The organism is Allobosea sp. FW305-C-101, from assembly GCF_058783685.1.
Window position 1 is genome coordinate 525,743 of sequence record NZ_JBYSYT010000002.1, and the last position, 21,154, is coordinate 546,896.

Sequence of the window (21,154 nt, forward strand, 5' to 3'; positions counted from 1 at the left end):
CTATCTCTGCTGTGCCTCGGTCGTTCGCGTCCGGGTCGCAGAACTATGCCTGCGCGCGGAGCGAGCGATGAGCGTGCATCTCATCGCTCGCATCCTCGATGCGGACATCCCGTCACAGACGACCAAGCTGGTACTGCTGAAGCTCGCCAGACATGCTTCGCACAATGGGCGCAGGATCTTCCCGTCTGTCCGAGCTATCGCACAGGCCGCCCAATGCTCAACTCGACAAGCGCAGCGGGTTCTGGGCGCGCTTCGAGATCTTGGGATCCTGGCGTGCCTCAAGGAAGGCGGGCACGGCCCTCGGGACACCTCCCAATATGCCTTTGCGCTGCCGGCTCTCGAAGTCCTGATCGACTGCGGATGGGATGAGTTTGCGGCCAGGTCTGCGTGCGGTGCAGGACAACCCGCTAGCGAAGGTCTCCTGGTGTCCGCAGATAAGGGTGACGCCATGATGTCACCCTTGGCCGAGCTAAGGGTGACATTGGGAGGCGCTAAGGGTGACATCTGGTGTCGCCCGAATAGCCAAGAAGAAGGGTCAAACTCTGAGAAAGAGCGCGCCCAAGCTGAGAGCAGCATTCCAGAGGCCAACTCGCACTCGGGTTGCCATGCGCGGCATGCATGCGATCAGCAGTTCGAGACGTTTCTCGCCGCTTGGCCCGATCGCGGCGCTTCAAACCGCTCACGCTCGCTGAGTGCCTGGCGAGCGCTCTCTCCGGAGGAGCAACAGGCAGCGTTCGACGGCATCGAGCTCTTCCAGGCGGCCTGGAAGGCAGCCGGGCGCACCTACGCGGTGTCGGCGCAGAGCTACCTTGTCGAACGGCGCTGGGAGCTCACGGCGCCCACCCAAACCGGAACTGAAGCGGCCCACATCGTGGCGCCGTGGTCGCAGCCCTGGTGGCAAGTCGTGTTGCACCGGCTGCTGTCGGGCACGAAGGCTACGTTCGTGTTTGCGGAGGCTCGGGCCGGCCGCGGACTGACCGTCCGCGGCGACGAGCTGGCTGCCGCTGCAGCGGCGCTGCCCGGGCTGTTTGCGGTCGGGCTCGATAGCGCCGAAGCCGAGGCCTGGCGTGCCTGGCTGGTCAGCCGCGGCATCCGCCTGCCAGATCCGGGCGAGCCGTTCGACCTGTTCGTGCCATCGCATACGCCGTCCGGCTCAGGGGCGCGCCGATGACCGCCCCCAAGAACGAGCTGACACTGGCACGCCTCGAGCCGGTGATCCTGCACCTGGCACAGTGCGTGGTCGCCCATGGCCCCCGCTTTGCGCCCTTCCTCGAAAAGCTACTGGCCGAGCGTGATCGCCTCGAAGGGCTGCAGGACCCGATCGCAAAGGCCCAGGCCATCATCGCCAGCGCGGGCAGCAAGAGCGCTCTGAGGCCGGCTATGCGCCGGCGCTCCTGAACGCGATCCTCTCCAGCCACTCCCGCTTCTGCTGCAGGCTTGGGCCGGCGCCGTATTTTGGGCGGCTGTACTTGTGGCCCATCAGCGCAGCAATGACCTTCTCCGGCGCCTCGACCGCTGTCAGCCGATCCTCGAAAGTGTGCCGCAGCGAGTAGAGCGAGTGCTGCGGGCTCGGTCGCAGGTTGCGTTCGCTCATCCCCCGGTTGACCAGCGCAGAGAGTCCAGCGTTACGATCGCGATATCGCGGAAACCCGTCTGGATGCCGGCGCATCGCCGCAAGTGCGACGCCGACCAGTGGAACCGTCCGGCGCGACTGGTCCGTCTTCATGCGCCGTCCATCCGGCTCGACCGAGACATGCGGAACAGCATGATCAAGCTTGATCGTCGTAGCCGCCAGGTTGACCGCCTCCGATATCCGCAGGCCTGTATCGGCGATCAGCGCGACGATGGCTTGCGCTTCCGAGTTGAGGTCTCCGAAGGCGCCCGGTCGCAGCAAGGTGTCCTGCACGAAGCTCGCCTCGAAGGCGGCACGCGAGGCTGTGACCTCGCCCTCGATGCGCAGTTCGGCGAAGACGGGGCTGAGCCCAAGGCGGCTCTTGGTGTTCAGCACCCGCCACATCTTGTTAAGATGGCCGATCGACTTGTTCGCGGTGCCGATCTCGACCTTGCCGGCCAGGACCCGTTCCTGCCAGTGATCGCGAAAATCCAGCGCGTCGTTGCGCGTGACCTCCTCGAGCGGCTTGTCGCCGATCAACTCGATTAGCAGGTCGATCGCGTGCTTCTTGGCATTGCGCCAGCGGCGCTTCTGCTCGGCCGACAGGTCGGCGAGCGAAGCCCGCTGCAGATGCTCGTACTCATCGAACACGCCCGACAGCCGCAGGGCTGGCGGCGCGACCAGCCCCAGTACCGCATCGGTCGCGGGCGTCTCCGGAGACAGGCCCCTGGCCATGATCGCCTCGACCCGCGCGACGATCTCAGCCGGCTCGCTCTCGACCAGCTTCTCTGCCGGCACATAGTCGAAGCCGAGCGCACGGGTGAATTGCCGAGCCGCTTCGAAGCGCCGCCGGGCGTCTTCGCCCTGCCCCAAGAACAGGTCGCGCCAATAGGCCTCATGCTCGGCGTTGATCTTCGCCGCCGCCTTGCGGGCGCTGTAGCCGCGCGGATCGTCCGCCACACGGATGCGCGTCGATTGCTTGACGATGCCGCGCGAGTCGAACGCCGTGAAAGCCGCCGGCACCCGCCGGACATAGTGCCACCACCCGTCACGCTTCCCAAGGAAATCCGACACTAGCGCACACCGTTACACGAAATGTTGTACGCAATGTTGCGCGGAAAGACGGCAAAACGTCAAGCAGAGACGGCACTAACGCAAAACATCAATGAGTTGGAGCGGGGGCGGTGGCGGACAGGGAGGGATTTGAACCCCCGATACCCTTGCAGGTATGCCGCATTTCGAGTGCGGTGCATTCAACCACTCTGCCACCTGTCCGCGGTCGCCTTCGGTCGAAGCGAGGCGGTTACTACACAAGCAGCGCCCGGGGGGCAAGCCTCTCCGGCATGAGAATTCCACTCTTCACAGCCGCTTTCGCTTGACCTCTCCCGGCCTTGCGACTATCGAGCACCGTCCGGCGTGGGGAAACCCGCGCCTGATCTCTTTTGGCATGTGCGCTGCGTCGCATGCCTGTAGGAGCAAGCCAGACCACGCAATCGACTGCCAAAAAGCCGTCCCACGGGCTTCCATCCGGAAGCCACGACAGGACGGGGCCGAACATGGAGGACAAAATGTTCGCAGTCATCAAGACCGGCGGGAAGCAGTTCCGCGTCACTGCCAACGACAAGATCACCGCTGCCAAGATCGAGGGCAACGCCGGCGACACCGTCGCGTTCGACTCGGTGCTGATGCTCACCGAAGGCGAGAAGACCACGCTCGACGCCAAGGCCCTTTCCGAGATCACCGTCGTCGGTGAGATCGTCGAGCAGGCCCGTGGCGAGAAGGTCATCGCCTTCAAGAAGCGCCGCCGCCAGAACTCCAAGCGCAAGCGCGGCTTCCGCGCCGAGCTGACCGTCATCCGGATCACCGACATCCTCACCGGCGGCAAGAAGCCGGAGATGAAGAAGGCCGATGCCGCCGCTGCCCCGGTCGCCGCCAAGGCGAAGGCTGCGCCGAAGGCCGCCAAGGCCGAGGCCGGCGAGGAGGCTGAGAAGCCGAAGAAGGCCGCGGCCAAGAAGGCCCCTGCCAAGAAGGCCAAGGACGAGGCGTCCGAGGCCTGAGACCGGGTTTCCCGGCGCAGATAATCCGCGCCGGATCACCATTGCCGAGGCTTTTGTCCCGGGCTGTCGCTCCTGACAGAATGGTGTTCCGGCATTTCGTATCCGAGACGGGTGGCTTTCGCCGCCGATTCGGGTTAGAGAGACACGACAGTTTTTGAGGTAGGGCGTTATGGCTCACAAAAAGGCAGGCGGCTCGTCGCGTAACGGCCGTGATTCTGAAAGCAAGCGCCTCGGCGTGAAGAAGTTCGGCGACCAGGCGGTCGTTTCCGGCAACATCATTATTCGTCAGCGCGGCACCAAGTGGCATGCCGGCGCCAATGTCGGCATGGGCAAAGACCATACCCTCTTTGCGACGACGAATGGCCGAGTCCGATTCACGACGAAACTCGGCCGAGCTTTCGTGAACGTAGTCCCGGCCCAAGAGGCCGCAGAGTAAAAGGCGGATAGGGAAATCTCTCGATCCGCCGGTTCCATCGAACCGAACGGATCAAGGGTTAAAAGGCCCGAATAGGGTCTCCCGAAGGTCAGCGAAGGGGAGATGGGACCAAAGTCCCAGCTCCCTTTTTTCGTTTGCGCCGACGGAGAGACAAGATGTTCCCCGAACTGACCCGCGACGATGTCTTCCGGCTCGAGACCCGCCGTCTCTGGCTGCGTTGGCCCCGTATGGCCGATGCCAATGCCATCCTGCGCCTTGCCGGTGAAAAGGCGGTGGCGGAGATGACGGCATCGATTCCCCATCCCTACCCGTCCCAGGCGGTCGAGCCCTTCGTCTTCAGCGCCCGAAAGGGCAATGCCCTGGGCGAGCATCTCGTGCTGGCGATCACGCCCCGTTCGAAGCCGAACGAGCTGATCGGCATGATCGGCGCGCACAAGCAGGCCTCGGGCGTGCCCTTCATCGGCTACTGGCTCGGCACCCCGCATTGGGGCAAGGGCTACGCGACCGAAGCGGTGCAGGGCCTGATCGACAGCCTGTTCTCGCTGATCGACCTGGCCGCGATCGAGGCGGATACCCGCGTCATCAACCCGGCTTCGCGGCGGGTTCTGGAGAAGTCCGGCTTCCGGGCCGAGGGCTCCTTCCTGAAGTCGCTGCCGGCGCGCGGCGGGCTGTTCCCCTGCGAGCAGTTCCGGCTCGACCGCTCGACCTGGTCTGCGCTCAAGAGCTGGAGCGCCAGCGGCTGGGCCCATGCGCCGGAGCTGGAACCGGAGGAGGAACCCGCGCGCGGCCAGCCGGCGCTGGGCATGCCCTCGCGCCGCCAGCAGGAACAGGCCGAGCCCTGCCCGGCCTGAGCATTCCCGCACCGGAAACCAAGCGATCTTGAGGGGTGGCGGTCATTGACCGCCACCCCTTTTCACTGTGGGAAGGTCCGGGCTCGTTAAAATGCAAGCCAAACCGGTCATCTTTGCTGAAAACCCCGGCTGCTAGCCGTGGCGCACTCTGGAGGAAACGGAGTGTGCCTTGTGAAAGCCAAGACGACGCAGATTCGAGAATTTATCGGTTCTTCCTTGCTGGCCCAGGCCTTTGCCGGCTGCTTTGTGGCTACCCACGTCCCGATCATCTCCATCGCGGCCTATGTCGCGTCCGGTGCGGCGATCAGCGCCCAGGCTATCCTGGTCATCATCCTGCTGGCGACGATCGTCGGAACCGCCTTTGCCTTCATCGTGATGCGGCATCTGCTGCTGCCGGTCAGCGAGCTCGCACGCGGGCTCAAGAGCTACCGGATCGAAGGCCGCATCCCGCGCCTCGTCAAGCAGCGCAACGACGACGTCGGGCGCATGACCGACGAGGTTCGTGCCCTCATCAACACGTTGGAGGAGAAACTGAACCACCTGAAGCGGCAGGCCTTCTCGGACACGCTGACCGGGCTCGGCAACCGCCGCTGGCTGGCCGAAGTGGTCGGCTCCGAGATCGCGCGCTCGCGCCGCGAGCAAAAGCCGCTCTCGGTCATCGTGCTCGATATCGACCACTTCAAGAGCATCAACGACGCGTTCGGTCATGATGCCGGCGATGAGGTCCTCGTCGCCATCGCCGAGACCATGAAGCGCGTGCTGCGTCCCTATGATCTGGTGGCGCGCCTCGGCGGCGAGGAATTCTGCGCCTTCCTGCCGGGGACGGGCTTGAAGGAAGCCGTGCAGATCGCCGAGCGCTTGCGCGCTGCGATCGCGGAGCTGCGGATCGAGACGCTCAGGGGCCGGCACGTCACCGCGAGCTTCGGCGTGCATGAGGCCCATCTCGTGCGCGAGCAGTTCAAGGACATGCTGCGCATCGCCGACGAATATCTCTATCAGGCCAAGGGCGACGGCCGGAACCGGGTGCAGACCATCGAGGCCCGCCCGGCGGTGATCCAGACCGCGCCGGCCACCGCCAGCCCGCCCGACGCCTGACGGGTGGAAAGCGTCCCAAACGAAAAGGGCGGCCTCACCGGCCGCCCTTTTTATTGAATCACTTCACGAAGGTGCCGTGCAATTCGTCCTCGATATGCACGCGGATGATCTCCTCGAAATTCGCCTCCGACTTGAAGCCGAGCGCGAGCGCCCGCTGCGGATTGAAGTTCCGCGGCCAACCGGCGACGATCTTGTCGATCACAGGATCGGTCTCGCGGCGAATGCGCTTCACCACATTCTCGCCCGCAACCTTGCGCAGGGTCTCGATCTGCTCGGCGACGGTGCAGGAATAGCCCGGCATGGTCAGCACCCGGCGCGGGCCGATCGCGGCGGTATCCATCGTCGCCGCATGGACGAGGAAGCCGACGGCCGAGCGCGGGCTCGCATGCCAGTGGCGCACCTGGTCGGAAACCGGCAGCACCGCTTCCTCGCCGTTCAGCGGCTCGCGGATGATGTTGGAGAAGAAGCCCGAGGCCGCCTTGTTCGGCTTGCCCGGCCGCACGCAGATCGTCGGCAGGCGGATGCCGACACCGTCGAAGAAGCCGCGCCGCGAATAGTCGCTGAGCAGCAACTCGCCGATCGCCTTCTGCGTGCCATAGCTGGTCAAGGGCGTGGTGAAGAACTCGTCCTCGATCTTGTCGTGGAACGGCGCGCCGAACACCGCGACCGACGAGGTGAAGACCAGGCGCGGCGTGTAGCCTTCCGCATGGCGGATCGCCTCGAAGAGATAGCGCGTGCCGTCGAGATTGATCCGGTAGCCCTTGTCGAAATCGGCCTCGGCCTCGCCCGAGACCACCGCCGCGAGATGGATGATCACCTCCGGCCGGGTCGCGATCAGCTTCTCGGATTCGCCGTGGATCGAGAGATCGGAGACCACCGCCTCGAAATCGAAGGGCGCGGCCAGCGGCGGCGCAGCGACGACGACGTCCTGCGCGGTCACGCGGGTCACCGGCTTGCCGCCAAGCTGGCCGTCGCGCGCCAGCCGCTCGATGAACTTGCGCCCGACCATGCCGGCGCCGCCGAGAACGAGAATATGCATCGGTTCTGTCCTGAAGGTTTGCTCTGAGGTTTCGTCAGTTCGGAAGATGGCCGCCGAGATCGTCTTCGATATGGACGCGAATGATCTCGTCGAAATCGCGTTCCGCCGCGAAGCCGAGGGCCAGCGCGCGCTTGGCGTCGAAACGGGTCGGCCAGCCCGCGACGATCGCGGCGGAAGCCGGGTCGGGCGCTCGCCGGATCAGCTTCACCGCCCTGTCTCCGGCGATGCGCCGGAGCGCCTCGATCTGCTCGCCGACGGTGACGCAGACACCCGGCATGGTCAGATTGACGCGCGGGCCGAGCTGTTCGCGCGAGAGGCCGGCGGCATGGATTAGGAAACCGACGGCCGAGCGCGGGCTGGCATGGGTGAAGAGCACCTCGTCGCTGACCGGCAAGAGCGCTTCCACCCCCTGCAGCGGCTCGCGGATGATGCCGGAGAAGAAGCCGCCGGCCGAGGCATTGGGCTTGCCCGGCCTGACCACGATCGAGGGAAAGCGGATGCCGACGCCCTCGACGAAACCGCGCCGCGAATAGTCGGCCAGCAGCAATTCGCCGATCGCCTTCTGCGTGCCATAGCTGGTCAGGGGCGTGACGTGGAACTCGTCCGAGATCGACGGCGGGAACGGCGCGCCGAAAATGCCGCTGGAGCTGGTGAAGACAAGCTTTGGAACGTAGCCCGCACCGCCCTCGTGCCGGATCGCCTCCAGCAGGTTCAGCATGCCGTCGAGATTGACGCGATAGCCCTTGTCGAAATCGCGCTCGGCCTCGCCGGAAATGATCGCGGCGAGATGGAAGATCAGGTCCGGCCGGAGTGCCGCCAGTTCCTTGGCGACGGCGGCATCGCCGGCATCCTCGACGCGGATCGTCGCGCGCCCGGCAAGCTCAGCTGGCAGCGAGGCGGAAACCACATCGGTTAGCGTCAGCCTGTCGATCGCCCGGCCGGCGCATTGGCCTTCGCGGGCCAGACGCTCCGCCAGCCTGCGGCCGACCATGCCGGCCGCACCCGTGATCAGGACATGCATGACCTCTCCCTGTCCGGTTCGCGTCTCGGGTCGCTCTTGATGGCAACCGCATCAGCAGAATGGAGGGCGCAAGCGCCCTCCATTCCGAAGTCAGGCTTCAGAGCGCGAAGCCGCCATCGGCCAGATGAATCTGGCCGGTGGTGTAGCTCGACTCGTCCGCCGCGAGATAAACCGCGAGCCAGGCGATCTCCTCGGCCGTGCCGAGCCGCGCCATGGGCTGGCGATCAATGAAGGCCTGCCGGGCGGCGGCTTCGGTCGTCTTCGTCGCCTGGGCGAGGTCCTTGATGCGCTGGTCGAGCGAGGGCGACTGGATCGTGCCCGGGCAGATCGCGTTCGCGCGCACGCCCTTCTTGATGTAGTCGGCCGCGACCGCCTTGGTCAGGCCGATCACCGCCGCCTTGGTCGCGCCATAGGCGTAGCGGTTCGGGATGCCGCGCACCGAGCCGGCGCCCGACGCGATATTGACGATCGAGCCCGAGCCCTTCGCCAGCATGGCGGGCAGAAAGGCCTGGATCGTGCGATGCATCGACTTGACGTTGAGGTCGAAGGAGAAATCCCAGGCCTTGTCGTCGGTATCGAGCACCGTGCCGTGATGGACGAAGCCGGCGGCATTCACGAGGATGTCGACGGGGCCGACCTTCTCGGCGAAGGCATTGACCGCCTTGCTGGAAAGCACGTCGAGCTTACGCTTCTTCGCCTTCGGAATGCCTTCCAGCAGGGCGACATCCTTGTCGGTCGCCCAGACGGTGGCGCCCTCGGCGACGAAGGCCTCGGCGATGGCCCGGCCGATCCCCTGCCCTGCGGCGGTGACAACCGCGACCTTGCCCTTCAAACGTCCTGCCATGCCCGTTTCCTCTTTCAGCCGGCTTTTGCGAAGGTCTTGCGCATATGGGTCAGCCGCCGGTCGGCCATGTCCTCATGATGCGTGATGGAAAAGCCCAGCCGCTCGTACCAGCCGATGCGCTGGGTCAGCTTGGCATGGGTGTAGAGATGCACCGAAGCATAGCCGAGCGCTTGCGCCCGCTCCTCGGCGAAGGCCATCAGCGCCGCTCCGAGCCTGCGCCCGCCGGCCTCCGGCGCCACGGCGACGCTCCAGACGGTGAAGTCTTCCGGCTCGATATCGAGCACCAGCGCGGCTTCCAGCTGGCCATCCTCGCCTTCCGCGAGCCAGACCTCGTGCTCGGCGACGACCTGCGTGTAATCGGCTATGCGCGGCAGCGAGGGCACGCCGATGATGCTCTCGTTCGGCGTATAGGCGGCGTTCTTAAGGGCGAGGATCGCCGGGATATCGGCAAGCCCGGCCCGGCGCAGCGCGACCGCCCCGACATGGCCCCCGGTCTGGTTGAAGGCGCCGAGCGAGAGCTTCTGCTGGCCCTGCGCGTCGAAATTGGACGGCGCCAGCCAACGCCGGAAGGCCTGGGCCCGCACCGGCCATTCACCATCGAGGATCGAGAACCAGGCGGTGTCGCGATTGGCGCCCTTCACCACCATGTGCTGGCGGAACAGGCCCTCATACAGGAAGCCGAAGCGCAGGGCGGCGCGCTTGGAAGGCTCGTTCCGGTTGTTGCACTTCCACTCGTAGCGGCGATAGCCGAGCGAGAAGCCGTAATCGCCGACGAGATAGATCGCCTCGGTCGCCGCCCGCGTGCGCTGCAGCGCCGGCGAATAGGTGATCCAGCCGACCTCGAACACGCCGTGTTCGGGCCGGATCTCCATGATCCAGAGATGGCCCTTGGCCTTGCCGTCGGCCTTGTCGATCACGGCAAGCGGCACGATCCCGGCCTTGGCGACCATCGAATCGAGCAGCGTGCGATATTCGTCCTTGCTCTTCGGCGGCGCGGCCGGGAGCCAGGCCCAGACATCGTCACGCGCAACATCGCAGGCCCAGATATCGTCGATATGCCCGCTGACATCGAGCGGCTCCAGCCGGCAATACTGGCCTTCCAGAACCTTGGCCGGCGGGAAGGGCGGCGCCTTCCAGCCTCCCGAAAGCGTCGACTGAGCGGGCGGTGCGATCATCGGCATCATGGCTTCGTCATCTCCTGCCAGCCCTTGAGATCGGCGGTGACGGTCCAGCTGGCGCCCAGCTCTCCGCGGATCGCCTCGACGATGGCCGCACCCTCCGCTTCCCAGGCCAGTTGCTCGACGGCGTCGGGAAAGCGCGAGCGCGCCTCGTCATCCTCTTCATAGATCGCGTCGAACGCATCCATCCAGGCTTCCAGCCGATCCGCGAGATCGTCCGAAAGTCCGGCATCATCGGCATCGATCGCCTTGCGCCGGCCTTTCGCGTCGATCGTCCAAAGACCGCTATTCCCAAGCCAGGCCGGGGCGATCAGGAGCGTACCGCTCATGAGCGCTCCGCGAGGTCTTTGGTGAAGAACGGGTTCAGCGGCGCGGAGGGGCCGTTGCCGGCGAAGCCCTTGAAGCTGCCCTCCTCCGCAATCAGGCGCGTCGCCTCGATGAAGGCTGCCCAAGCCGCCCGCGCCAGCGCGCCGCCGATCGAGATGCGCCGCGTGCCGGTCGCCGCGATATCCGCAACCGACAGTCCGAAATCGCCATAGATCAGCGTGTTGACCGGCTTGCCGCCGGCGGCCTTAACGATCGTCGCGATATCGGCAGTGGTCTTGGGACCGGGCGCATAGAGAACGTCGGCACCCGCCGCCGCATAGGCCTCGATCCGCCGCACCGATTCCTTCAGCGCCTCGGGATGACCGGTCAGGAAGCATTCGGCACGCGCCGTCAGCACGACGCCGGAGCCGGTCTCGTCGATCGCCTTGCGCGCCGCCTTGATCCGCTCGACCGCAAGCTCGAACGCATAGAGCGGCTCGTCTGTGCGCCCCGTCGCATCCTCGATCGAGAGGCCTGCGACGCCGGTCGCGACGCAGAGCTTGACGTTGGCGGCGACGCCGTCCGGCGTATCGGCATAGCCGTTCTCGAAATCGGCATTGACCGGAAGATCCGGCACCGCCTTCACGATATCGGAGAGATGGGCAAGCATCATGTCGCGCGGCACGTCCTGGTCGGCGCGCCCTTGCGTGAAGGCATAGCCCGCACTCGTCGTCGCCAGCGCCTTGAAACCCTGCCCGCGCAGCCAGCGGGCCGAGCCGAAATCCCAAGGGTTGGGCATCACGAAGCAGCCAGCCTCGTGGAGCTTGCGGAAGGCTTCGACCTGAGGGCTCTGTGCCATGATTTAAATCGTTTCAAATGGAAGCGGATCGAACAGCTGCCATAGTGTCGAGGGTCGTATCGTTTGTCAGCCCCGAAGGCCGCGCGTCGCGCAGCGAACGCCGATGCGCGGGCGGAATGGCGTGGGGAGCGGCGCGAGCGGCGAGCGGGGTGAAAGAGCGCCAGTGCCGCGTGTCATCCCGCACGCGCCGCGGCGCGAAGTGCCGCTGCGCAGATGCGGGATCGTCTTTCGGAAGAGGCGCCTTCTCGTCGCACGGTCCCGTGTCTGCGCCGCGGCATTACATGCCGCAGCGCGCACGGGATGACACCCCGCTTATACCCAGAGCACCCGCTCAGTGGTTATCGCGCGGAATGCCGAACTTCTTGTGGATCTTTTGGTACTTGACCGCCGGCTTGAGGACCATGCCTTCGGAGAGCTCGTCGACGATCTTGCGCTGGATCTCCTGCCAGGGTGTCTGGCTCTTCGGATACTTGTAGCCACCGGCCGCCTTGAATGCCGCCTTGCGCGCGGCAAGCTCCTCATCCGAGATCAGGATGTTCGCGGTGCGCTTCTTCAGGTCGATGCGGACCTTGTCACCCATCTTGAGCATGGCGAGCCCGCCGCCCGTCGCCGCTTCCGGCGAGGCGTTGAGGATCGAGGGCGAGCCCGAGGTGCCGGACTGGCGCCCGTCGCCGACGCAGGCCAGCGCCGTGATGCCCTTCTTGATCAGGTAATCCGGCGGCCGCATGTTCACGACCTCGGCCGCGCCGGGATACCCGATCGGCCCGACGCCGCGGATGAACAGGATGCAGTGCTCGTCGATGGCGAGCGCGGGATCGTCGATGCGGTGGTGATAGTCCTCCGGCCCGTCGAAGACGATGGCGCGGCCCTCGAAGGCCATCGGGTCCTTCGGGTTTTCCAGATAGCGCTTGCGGAATTCCGGCGTGATCACGCTGGTCTTCATGATCGCGGAATCGAACAGGTTGCCGGAGAGGTTGAGGAAGCCCGACTGGGCCTTCATCGGCTGGTCGTAGCTCTTGATCACCTCACGCGCGATCGAGAAGGCGCCCTTGCAGTTCTCTTCGAGCGTCCGGCCGTTGGCTGTGATCGCGGGCTTGAGCTTGCCCTTCTCGATCAGCTCCGCGATCACGGCGGGCAGGCCGCCGGCGCGATAGTAGTCCTCGCCGAGATACTCGCCGGCCGGCTGCAGGTTGACCAGCAGCGGGATGTCGTAGCCGATCTTGGTCCAGTCCTCGTTGTCGAGCTTGACGCCGATATGCTTGGCGATGGCGTTGACATGGACGGGCGCATTGGTCGAACCACCGATCGCCGAGTTGATGACGATGGTGTTCTCGAACGCCTCGCGCGTCAGGATCTTCGAGGGGATCAGGTTCTCCCAGACCATCTCGACGATGCGCTTGCCGGTGAGATAGGCCATCTCGTAGCGGTCGCGGTAGGGCGCGGGGATCGCGGCGGCGCCAGGCAGCGTCATGCCCATGGCCTCCGCCAGCGAGTTCATCGTCGAGGCGGTGCCCATCGTGTTGCAGTGGCCTGCAGACGGCGCCGACGAAGCGACGAGGTCGACGAAGCCCTTATAGTCGATCTCGCCGGCCGCCATCATCTGGCGCGCCTTCCAGACGATCGTGCCGGAGCCGGTACGCTCGCCACGGAAGGAGCCGTTCAACATCGGTCCGCCCGGCAGCGCGATCGCGGGGATGTCGACCGTCGCGGCCGCCATGATCTGGGCCGGCGTGGTCTTGTCGCAGCCCGTCGTCAGCACGACGCCGTCGAGCGGATAGCCGTAGAGGATCTCGACCAGCGAGAGATATTGCAGGTTGCGGTCGAGCGCCGCTGTCGGCCGCTTGCAGGTTTCCTGGATCGGATGGATCGGGAACTCGAAGGGCACGCCGCCCATCTCGCGGATGCCGTCGCGGACGCGCGAGGCCAGCTCGATATGGTGGCGGTTGCACGGCGCGATGTCGGAGCCCGTCTGGGCGATGCCGATGATCGGACGGCCGGACTGGAGCTCTTCGCGCGACAGGCCGAAATTCATCGTGCGCTCGATATAGAGCGCGGTCATATCGGCGTTGTCGGGATTGTCGAACCACGCCTTCGAGCGCAATTGCTCGGGCTTGATGCGCCGAACGGACTTCTTGCCGGGTGCCTTGGCCATCCTCGTTTCCTCTCGTTCGGCGCGGCGCTGGCGGCCGCTTGCCGATCTCACATTCAAACGATTTGAGACTAGCCATCATGCCCATCGCCTGCGGCTCGGCAAGGCCCATTCTGACTGATAGTCATACTATTTAATCATGCTGTATGCAGCATGCAACAACCCGGCGATGCGCCCTCCGTGCTTGCCAGCCGCGCCGGTTTGGCGCCAAGAACGCAGGAAGGCTGGTCGGGCCCGGCCCTCGCCAGCGAAGCCTGAGGAAACGCGCCATGACCCTTCACGTCGTCCCCTCCTTCTCCCGCATCGGCGAGGAGAACGCCTTCGCCGTGCTGGCCCGCGCCACCGAATTGCAGCGCCAGGGCAAGGACATCATCAATCTCGGCATCGGCCAGCCGGATTTCTCGACGCCTGACCATATCGTCGAGGCCGCGGTGAAGGCGCTGCGCGACGGCCACCACGGCTACACGCCCGCCAACGGCATCCTGCCGCTGCGCGAGGCGGTCGCGGCCGACCTGCACAAGCGCTTCCAAGTCGAGGTCTCGCCCGAGAGCGTGATGATCGTGCCCGGCGGCAAGGTCACCATGTTCATGGCGATCCTGATGTTCGGCGAGCCCGGCGCCGAGATCCTCTATCCGGACCCAGGCTTTCCGATCTATCGCTCGATGATCGAGTACACCGGCGCGACGCCGATCCCGGTGCCGATCCGCGAGGAGAACGGCTTCGCCTTCTCGGCCGAGGAGACGCTGGCGCTGATCACGCCGAAGACCCGCCTCCTCATCATCAACTCGCCGGCGAACCCGACCGGCGGCGTCACCCCCAAACCCGAGATCGACAAGCTCGTCGCGGGCCTCGCCAAGTTCCCGGACGTCGCGGTGATGTCGGACGAGATCTACGACCAGATGGTCTATGACGGCGAGAAGCATGTCTGCCTTCTAAGCTATCCGGAGATCCGCGACCGGCTGATCCTGCTCAACGGCTGGTCCAAGACCTATGCCATGACCGGCTGGCGGCTGGGCTATTCGATCTGGCCGAAGCCCTTGCTCGACAATGCCCGCAAGCTCGCGGTGAATTCGCATTCCTGCGTCAACGCCCCCGCGCAATGGGCGGGACTGGCGGCTCTCACCGGCCCGCAGGATGCGGTCCATATGATGCTGGCCGAATTCGACCGGCGCCGGAAGGCGGTGATCAAGGGCCTGAACGGCCTGCCGGGCGTCTCCTGCATCGAGCCCCGGGGCGCATTCTACGCCTTCCCGAACGTCTCCCAGACTGGCTGGAAGGCGAAGAAACTGGCCTCGGCCCTGCTGGAGGAAACCGGCGTCGCCACGATCGGCGGCCCCGATTTCGGCGTCCACGGCGAGGGCTATATCCGCCTCTCCTATGCCAACTCGCTGGAGAACATCGAGAAGGCGCTGGAGCGGATGAAATCCTTCCTCAGCAACGCAAAGGCTGCCTGACCATGGTCACCTGCTACCTGCGCTACATCATCGATCCCCATAAGCTCGAAGCCTTTGAGGCCTATGGCAAGCTCTGGATCCGGCTTGTCGAGAAACTCGGCGGCAAGCATCACGGCTATTTCATGCCGTCGGAAGGCGTGTCGAACGTCGCGCTCGCGATGTTCAGCTTTCCCTCGCTCGCGGACTATGAGGATTACCGCAAGCGATCCTTCGACGATCCCGAATGCCAGGCCGCCTTCGCGATGAACGAGAAGGAGCGCTTCATCATCAGCTATGAACGCTCGTTCTTCCGGCCGGTCTTCGAGGACGATCAGGGCTACAAGCGCGCGCCCTGAGGCGCTCTTCAGTTCCGCGCGCTGGCGGTCACGCCGGGATCGACCTTGAAGCTCGAGGCCTCGATCACGGCGGTGCCGATCATCGTCTTCACGGAGATGCGCACCGGCACCATCACGTCGGTGCCGGCGATCGGCGCGAGCCAGGTCGTGATGTCGCGATTCTCCGCCATGAACTTGGTGCTCGGCCGAAGCGCCCGGTGGCCGGCGATCGGCACGAAGCGCGCCTGGCAGATCGAGACCGGGCCGCTATAGCCTTCGAGCTTGACGTTGCGCGTGCCGGCGCTCGACAGCTTGATGTCGTAGCGCGCCGCGCCGTCGAAGATCGGCAGCGTGCGGTTGCAGGCGCCGTCCTTGCCCTTGCCGTTGACCGGCATCAGGAAGGCGCTGAGCGGATCGACGATATTGCGCTTGTGGCTATCGTTGAGCGGCACGCGGTCGGGCTTCTCGTCGATCGGCGGCTCGATATCGATGCCAGCGACCGCGCCTTCGGCCAGCGCCATCCTGACCGTCCGGCTCTCGCTCGAATTGGCTGAGCTCACCGCGAAGGTCTTCGGCGCGAGCCTGCCGCCGACGAGCGTGCCCGTCGCCGCGCCCGAGCCGCGCCCGCCCGTGACACCCCCGGCTATCCCTGTGAGCTTCGCGGACATGTCGAGCTTGTAGCCGGAATTGTCGATTCCGCCGCTCAGGCTCGCCGTGCCCAGGGTGATTCCCAGGAGCGAGACGTCATAGCGCGCGTCGAGCGAAGCCGCGCTTGCTCCTGCGGCCAGACCGGCGGCGAGGACGAAGCCTGCGAGGGACGATGCGACGGCGGGCTTCATCCATTGTCTCCGGAACGGCGCGATCCTGCGCTGAATGCACTCTGAATCGGCCCGAATCGTGACCGTCTTCCCCGTACGGCGAAGCGACGGCGGGTTGAAGCATCGGACCCCGATCTTTACACCCCGTTAACGCTGAAGGCCATGTGAACGGCGAACCGAGTTTTCCTTGACGCAGGCCGCGCCCTTGGCTATGGAACCCCCGACTTCAAATTGACTTCCGGTGCTCGCCGGCACGTCGCGTGTCGGTTTTTTTGTTTGAGCGCCCCCGGGAACGTAAGGAACGATATCATGGCCCGCCGTTGCGAACTGACCGGGAAAGCCACCCTCACCGGCCACCTCGTCAGCCACTCGAACCGCAAGACGAAGACCGTCTTCCGTCCGAACCTCGTGAACGTCACGCTGCAGTCGGACGCGCTCGGCCGTTCGGTGCGCCTGCGCGTTTCGGCCAACGCTCTGCGTTCGGTCGAACATCGCGGCGGCCTCGACGCCTTCCTGCTCAAGGCTTCGGCCGGCGACCTCTCGACGGGCGCTGCTACGCTGAAGCGTGACCTCGAGAAGAAGCTCGCCGCCAACTGAGCGGTTAGCCCTCTCGGGTTTGAAGGAAGCGGCCGAAAGGCCGCTTTTTTCGTTTGGGCCGTACCAGCCGTCATTCTCGGGCGAAGCGAAGCGCAGACCCGAGAATCTCCGGCAGGAAAAGGCTCCGGCGCCCGCTGGCCATGAGATGCTCGGGTCAAGCCCGAGCATGACGCGTTCTCTATGGGAGCAGCTCGAACTCCAGCAGCAGCGTCCGCTGCAGGAACGAGAAGTTGTCGTCCGAGATCAGGGTCAGCACCGTGCGCCCTTCCTCCAGATGGACCGACAGCCCCTCCATATTATCGATCTCGAAGCCGAGATCGGCCTCGATCAGGCGCGGTCCATCCACCAGGGCTCCCGGCCGGATGTCGCGCCCGGCGATTCGCCTGATCCGCATGCCGACGCCGCGCAGCGGCTGATACCAGCGCTCCAGCACCAGCATGTCACCGGAGGGCAGGAAAGCGAGATCGGTGATGTCGTAGCCGTCATGCCGGGCGAGCCTGAACAGGCCGGGCTGCAGGCCGCCTAGGATCGCGCCGAGCGTCGGCTCGTCCTCCTTGCCCGAGCGCTCCGCGATCGCGACCAGCGCCCCCTTCAGCGGCCCCGTGGGGATGACGCCGAGCGCCTCCAGCCCGCGATTGCGCGGCAGGCGCTTCAGCTCGGGCGGCAGCGAGACAGGCCGCGCGCGGGCCTCGACGCCATCGCGCGCCCAGTCGAAGCGGGCGATCTCATGCTTGCGCTCGATCCCGACATAAGCCACGCCGTCATGGATGCAGAGGCTTTCGGTGTCGTAGAGCCCCGAGCGCGCGAGCGGCCGGCCGGAGCCGCCGAGAATCGCCGCCATCTCGGCCTCTTCGAGACCGATGAGCTTGCCGTTGCCGGAAGCGACCTTCGCCGTCAGCCAGTAGCCGCGATCGGCCACCGCGACGAGATCGCGTCCGCCATTCAGGCGCGCGAGACCGGACAACCCGCCGAAACGCGGATGGCCGGAGGAAAGCACCAAGCCGCTGCGGAATTGCAGCCCGCCGAAGCGGCGCTGGTCCGGCCGGCGCGGCTCGAAAGCTGCGATGGGCCGGGCCGAGATCCCGACGGAAAAACGGGTCTGCTCGATCGCCTGCGCAGCGCCCGGCAGCGCGAGCGCGCCAATCCCTGCCAGCGCAACGCGGCGCGTGAGACGCATCAATGCCCGCGGCGCTTGGAGCCGGAACCCGCAGGTCCGTCCTCTTCGAACAGCTCGGCGAGCTTCTCGGTCATCACGCCGCCCAGCTCCTCGGCATCGACGATGGTCACGGCGCGGCGATAATAGCGCGTCACGTCATGGCCGATGCCGATGGCGATGAGCTCGACCGGCGAGCGCGTCTCGATCTCGGCGATGACATGGCGCAGATGCCGCTCGAGATAGTTGCCGGCATTGACCGAGAGGGTGGAATCGTCGACCGGCGCGCCGTCCGAGATCACCATCAGGATCTTGCGCTGCTCGGACCGGCCGAGAATGCGCTTATGCGCCCAGTCCAGCGCCTCGCCGTCGATATTCTCCTTGAGCAGCCCCTCGCGCATCATCAGCCCGAGATTCTTGCGCGCGCGCCGCCAGGGCGCGTCCGCCGCCTTGTAGATGATGTGGCGGAGATCGTTCAGGCGGCCGGGGTTGGCCGGCTTGCCCGATTGCAGCCAGGCCTCGCGCGACAGCCCGCCCTTCCAGGCGCGCGTCGTGAAGCCGAGCAATTCGACCTTGACGCCGCAGCGCTCCAGCGTCCGGGCGAGGATATCGGCGCAGGTCGCCGCGACCGTGATCGGCCGGCCGCGCATCGAGCCGGAATTGTCGATCAGCAGCGTGACGACCGTGTCGCGGAAATTCGTGTCCGATTCCTGCCGGAAGGAGAGCGGCTGGAACGGGTCGAGGATGATGCGCGGCAGGCGGGCCGGATCGAGCGCCCCCTCCTCCAGGTCGAATTCCCAGGTCCGGTTCTGCTGCGCCATCAGGCGCCGTTGCAGGCGGTTGGCGAGCCGCGCGACCACGCCCTGGAGATGGGCGAGCTGCTTGTCGAGATAGGCGCGCAGGCGCGTCAGCTCTTCGGCGTCGCAGAGTTCCTCGGCCGTGACGACCTCGTCGAATTTCTGGGTATAGGCCTTGTAGTCGGTCTGCGGCCGCTCGTTGCCGCGGCTCTCGCGCGGACGCGGCGCCTCGCCGGCCTCCTCGGATTCGGAGTTCTCGTCCTCCTCCTCCCAGTCGCCGGCCGGCGCGTCGGTCGCCTCGGAGGCGCCTTCCTGCAGTTCCTCGGTCGCGTCCTCGCTGACCTCGACCTCGGAACGGTCGGCGCCGCTCTCCTGCTCGGATTCGCCGTCCTGCTGCTGCTGGTCCTCGGAGGACTGGTCCTGATTGTCCTCGTCCTCGTCCTGCTCGTCGCCCTGCGCGGTCTGCTCGGCCATGTCGAGCGCCGCCAGCATGTCGCGCACCGTTCGGGCGAAGCCGCGCTGGTCCTCGATAGTCTTGGTGAGCCGGTCGAGATCGCCGCCGGCCTTGGCCTCGATCTGCTCGCGCCAGAGCTCGACGACCTTCTCGGCCGCCTTCGGCGGCTTCAAGCCGGTCAGGCGCTCGCGCACCATCAGGGCGAGGGCATCTTCCAGCGGCGCATCGGCCCGGTCGGTGATTTCCTCGTAACGGCCGCCACGGTGATAGCGGTCCTCCAGCATCGCGGAGATGTTGCCGGCCATGCCGGACATCCGCCGTGCGCCGATCGATTCGACGCGCGCCTGCTCGACGGCGTCGAACACGGCCCGCGCGGCATCGCCCTCGGGCGCGGCGCGGCGATGGATTGCGGCATCATGGCAGGCGAGGCGCAGCGCCATCGAATCGGCGTGGCCGCGCAAGATCGCGACATCGCCGGGGCTGAGCTTGCGCGGCGGCTCGGGCAGGCGCGCCCGCTCGCCGACGAGCGACGGCTTGTCCGCCGCGAAGACGATTTCCATCTCCGGCTTGCGCGCGATCGCCTTCATGGCGCCGGAGATCGCCCGCTTCAGCGGCTCGGCCGGAGCCTCTTTCGGCGTTCCTGGCTTGCGGTTCGAGATGGACAAGACTGAGGCCGTCCTCTGGGTTCCGTGACTGTTACCGCGACCGGCCGTCGTACTGGATCGACTGGAGCTCGGTCGGCTCCACACCGGCAAGGCAGCGCACATTGATCGCGACCGTCGGCGTCCCGTCCGGCATCGCGCCGCGCGCGAAGGACTCGACGCCGCAGGTCTCGCAGAAGAGATGCTGGATCTTCTGCGTGTGGAAGCGGTACTCGGTCAGCGCATCCTCACCCTTGGTCAGGGTGAAGGCGCTGGCGGGCGAGAACGCGAGGATCGAGCCGCGGCGCTGGCAGTAGGAGCAGTTGCAGGTGATCGTCTGCCCGAGATCGGCTTCGACCTCGTAAGCGATCCGCCCGCAGTGGCAGCTTCCCTGGTACTGCGCCATGGCTCGTGTCCTCTCGTTAGCTGAGCACCACGTTCGCGGCGCTTTCCGGCAGTTCCTTGCCGAAGGAGCGCTGGAAGAACTCGGCGACCAGCGTGCGCTCCATCTCGTCGCACTTGTTCAGGAAGGTGACGCGGAAGGCGAAGCCGATATCACCGAAGATCGCCGCGTTCTCGGCCCAGGTGATGACCGTACGCGGGCTCATCACGGTCGAGAGATCGCCGTTCATGAAGGCGTTGCGGGTGAGATCGGCGACGCGGACCATCTTGTTGATGACGTCCTTGCCGTCCGGCGTGCTCTGGTAGTGCTTCGACTTCGCCAGGACGATGGCGACCTCGTTGTCATGCGGCAGGTAGTTCAGCGTGGTGACGATCGACCAGCGGTCCATCTGTCCCTGGTTGATCTGCTGCGTGCCGTGATAGAGGCCGGACGTATCGCCGAGGCCGACCGTGTTGGCGGTGGCGAACAGGCGGAAGGCGCCGTGCGGGCGGATGACGCGCTTCTGGTCGAGCAGCGTCAGCTTGCCGGACTGCTCCAGCACGCGCTGGATCACGAACATCACGTCCGGGCGGCCGGCATCGTATTCGTCGAAGACGAGCGCGATGTTGTTCTGCAGTGCCCAGGGCAGGATGCCGTCCTGGAACTCGGTGATCTGCTTGCCTTCCTTCAGCACGATCGCGTCCTTGCCGACGAGGTCGAGGCGCGAGACGTGGCTGTCGAGGTTGACGCGGACGCAGGGCCAGTTGAGGCGGGCGGCGACCTGCTCGATATGGGTCGACTTGCCGGTGCCGTGATAGCCCGAGATCATGACGCGGCGGTTATGCGCGAAGCCGGCGAGGATCGCGATCGTGGTGTCGCGGTCGAAGCGGTAATCCGGGTCGAAGTCCGGCACATGCGGATCGGCTGCGGAATAGGCCGGCACCTCGAGATCGGAATCGATCCCGAAAGTCTGGCGCACCGACAGCTTGATGTCGGGCAGGCCGGGCGCAGTCGTCGTCGTCATCATCTTGTCTCCAGGCAAAGGGCCATGACCGGAATTCGCCGGGTAACCCAGAGCCGACCGAGGAGGGAGGCGG

Annotated in this window: 22 protein-coding genes and 1 tRNA gene; 9 read left to right on the forward strand and 14 right to left on the reverse strand. The window is 65.9% G+C overall.

The genetic code is table 11. The features are described from left to right. Nucleotides 1-67: 67 nt before the first annotated feature. Nucleotides 68-1,171 carry a helix-turn-helix domain-containing protein gene (locus tag AC3WMA_RS10040; protein ID WP_492285229.1) on the forward strand — a complete coding sequence of 368 codons (1,104 nt, stop codon included), beginning with the start codon at nt 68-70 and terminating at the stop codon, nt 1,169-1,171. Continuing rightward, the gene (locus AC3WMA_RS10045) at nt 1,168-1,398 is read left to right on the forward strand and encodes a GAT domain-containing protein (RefSeq protein ID WP_492285230.1); all 231 of its coding nucleotides are present in this window, start codon (nt 1,168-1,170) and stop codon (nt 1,396-1,398) included. The genes AC3WMA_RS10040 and AC3WMA_RS10045 overlap by 4 nt, the downstream gene beginning before the upstream one ends. Here AC3WMA_RS10045 and AC3WMA_RS10050 read toward each other — a convergent pair. Both AC3WMA_RS10050 and AC3WMA_RS10055 read right to left on the reverse strand, forming a co-directional pair. Then, nucleotides 1,379-2,686: an integrase gene (locus AC3WMA_RS10050; RefSeq protein WP_492285231.1), complete on the reverse strand. Its 1,308-nt coding sequence runs from the start codon at nt 2,684-2,686 to the stop codon at nt 1,379-1,381. The two genes, AC3WMA_RS10045 and AC3WMA_RS10050, sit on opposite strands and share 20 nt — an antisense overlap. A 111-nt stretch (nt 2,687-2,797) precedes the next feature. Then, nucleotides 2,798-2,887 (reverse strand) — tRNA-Ser (locus tag AC3WMA_RS10055). A gap of 293 nt (nt 2,888-3,180) precedes the next feature. Here AC3WMA_RS10055 and rplU point away from each other — a divergent pair. The 4 genes from rplU to AC3WMA_RS10075 all read left to right on the forward strand — a co-directional run bounded on the left by rplU (nt 3,181) and on the right by AC3WMA_RS10075 (nt 6,051). Beyond that, the gene (gene rplU, locus AC3WMA_RS10060; protein ID WP_336810888.1) at nt 3,181-3,669 is read left to right on the forward strand and encodes a 50S ribosomal protein L21; all 489 of its coding nucleotides are present in this window, start codon (nt 3,181-3,183) and stop codon (nt 3,667-3,669) included. 169 nt (nt 3,670-3,838) lie between these two features. Next, nucleotides 3,839-4,105 carry a 50S ribosomal protein L27 gene (rpmA, locus tag AC3WMA_RS10065; RefSeq protein WP_199085184.1) on the forward strand — a complete coding sequence of 89 codons (267 nt, stop codon included), beginning with the start codon at nt 3,839-3,841 and terminating at the stop codon, nt 4,103-4,105. 155 nt (nt 4,106-4,260) lie between these two features. Beyond that, entirely contained in the window at nt 4,261-4,956 is a 696-nt protein-coding gene (locus AC3WMA_RS10070) for a GNAT family N-acetyltransferase (protein WP_492285232.1), read from the forward strand. A gap of 246 nt (nt 4,957-5,202) precedes the next feature. Continuing rightward, nucleotides 5,203-6,051 carry a GGDEF domain-containing protein gene (locus tag AC3WMA_RS10075; RefSeq protein ID WP_492285233.1) on the forward strand — a complete coding sequence of 283 codons (849 nt, stop codon included), beginning with the start codon at nt 5,203-5,205 and terminating at the stop codon, nt 6,049-6,051. 58 nt (nt 6,052-6,109) lie between these two features. On the opposite strand, the gene denD (AC3WMA_RS10080) is transcribed toward AC3WMA_RS10075, so the two are convergent. From denD (AC3WMA_RS10080) to AC3WMA_RS10110, 7 genes are all read right to left on the reverse strand, one after another. Continuing rightward, nucleotides 6,110-7,090: a D-erythronate dehydrogenase gene (denD, locus tag AC3WMA_RS10080; protein WP_492285234.1), complete on the reverse strand. Its 981-nt coding sequence runs from the start codon at nt 7,088-7,090 to the stop codon at nt 6,110-6,112. 34 nt (nt 7,091-7,124) lie between these two features. After that, the gene (gene denD / locus AC3WMA_RS10085) at nt 7,125-8,111 is read right to left on the reverse strand and encodes a D-erythronate dehydrogenase (RefSeq protein WP_492285235.1); all 987 of its coding nucleotides are present in this window, start codon (nt 8,109-8,111) and stop codon (nt 7,125-7,127) included. A 97-nt stretch (nt 8,112-8,208) separates the two neighbouring features. Further along, nucleotides 8,209-8,955: an SDR family oxidoreductase gene (locus AC3WMA_RS10090; protein WP_492285236.1), complete on the reverse strand. Its 747-nt coding sequence runs from the start codon at nt 8,953-8,955 to the stop codon at nt 8,209-8,211. Nucleotides 8,956-8,969: 14 nt separating this feature from the next. Next, nucleotides 8,970-10,139, reverse strand: coding sequence for a GNAT family N-acetyltransferase (locus AC3WMA_RS10095; RefSeq protein ID WP_492285237.1), 1,170 nt, complete (start codon nt 10,137-10,139; stop codon nt 8,970-8,972). After that, nucleotides 10,136-10,462, reverse strand: coding sequence for an immunity protein CdiI family protein (locus AC3WMA_RS10100; protein ID WP_492285238.1), 327 nt, complete (start codon nt 10,460-10,462; stop codon nt 10,136-10,138). Before AC3WMA_RS10100 ends, AC3WMA_RS10095 begins: the two co-directional genes overlap by 4 nt. Continuing rightward, a complete protein-coding gene (locus AC3WMA_RS10105) occupies nt 10,459-11,298 on the reverse strand; it encodes an isocitrate lyase/PEP mutase family protein (protein WP_492285239.1) in 840 nt (279 codons plus the stop codon). The genes AC3WMA_RS10100 and AC3WMA_RS10105 overlap by 4 nt, the downstream gene beginning before the upstream one ends. A gap of 331 nt (nt 11,299-11,629) precedes the next feature. Next, nucleotides 11,630-13,450, reverse strand: coding sequence for an IlvD/Edd family dehydratase (locus AC3WMA_RS10110; protein ID WP_492285240.1), 1,821 nt, complete (start codon nt 13,448-13,450; stop codon nt 11,630-11,632). A 266-nt stretch (nt 13,451-13,716) separates the two neighbouring features. Between AC3WMA_RS10110 and AC3WMA_RS10115 the strand changes: the two genes are divergently transcribed. Beyond that, the gene (locus AC3WMA_RS10115) at nt 13,717-14,901 is read left to right on the forward strand and encodes a pyridoxal phosphate-dependent aminotransferase (protein ID WP_492285241.1); all 1,185 of its coding nucleotides are present in this window, start codon (nt 13,717-13,719) and stop codon (nt 14,899-14,901) included. 2 nt (nt 14,902-14,903) lie between these two features. After that, entirely contained in the window at nt 14,904-15,236 is a 333-nt protein-coding gene (locus AC3WMA_RS10120; protein WP_492285242.1) for an NIPSNAP family protein, read from the forward strand. Between the two features lie 8 nt (nt 15,237-15,244). On the opposite strand, the gene AC3WMA_RS10125 is transcribed toward AC3WMA_RS10120, so the two are convergent. Further along, the gene (locus tag AC3WMA_RS10125) at nt 15,245-16,054 is read right to left on the reverse strand and encodes a DUF3108 domain-containing protein (RefSeq protein WP_492285243.1); all 810 of its coding nucleotides are present in this window, start codon (nt 16,052-16,054) and stop codon (nt 15,245-15,247) included. Between the two features lie 288 nt (nt 16,055-16,342). On the opposite strand from AC3WMA_RS10125, the gene rpmB reads away from it, so the two are divergent. Further along, nucleotides 16,343-16,630: a 50S ribosomal protein L28 gene (gene rpmB / locus AC3WMA_RS10130; protein WP_492285244.1), complete on the forward strand. Its 288-nt coding sequence runs from the start codon at nt 16,343-16,345 to the stop codon at nt 16,628-16,630. Between the two features lie 178 nt (nt 16,631-16,808). On the opposite strand, the gene AC3WMA_RS10135 is transcribed toward rpmB, so the two are convergent. Genes AC3WMA_RS10135 through cobS form a run of 4 tightly spaced genes read right to left on the reverse strand, consistent with a single transcriptional unit; the run spans nt 16,809 to nt 21,081 of the window. Beyond that, complete coding sequence (locus AC3WMA_RS10135; protein WP_492285245.1) at nt 16,809-17,807, reverse strand: esterase-like activity of phytase family protein; 999 nt, start codon at nt 17,805-17,807, stop codon at nt 16,809-16,811. Next, complete coding sequence (cobT, locus tag AC3WMA_RS10140; RefSeq protein ID WP_492285246.1) at nt 17,807-19,699, reverse strand: cobaltochelatase subunit CobT; 1,893 nt, start codon at nt 19,697-19,699, stop codon at nt 17,807-17,809. Before cobT ends, AC3WMA_RS10135 begins: the two co-directional genes overlap by 1 nt. Before the next feature lie 31 nt (nt 19,700-19,730). Further along, complete coding sequence (locus AC3WMA_RS10145; RefSeq protein WP_492285247.1) at nt 19,731-20,081, reverse strand: GFA family protein; 351 nt, start codon at nt 20,079-20,081, stop codon at nt 19,731-19,733. 16 nt (nt 20,082-20,097) lie between these two features. Continuing rightward, complete coding sequence (cobS, locus tag AC3WMA_RS10150) at nt 20,098-21,081, reverse strand: cobaltochelatase subunit CobS (protein WP_492285248.1); 984 nt, start codon at nt 21,079-21,081, stop codon at nt 20,098-20,100. Between the last annotated feature and the right edge of the window lie 73 nt (nt 21,082-21,154).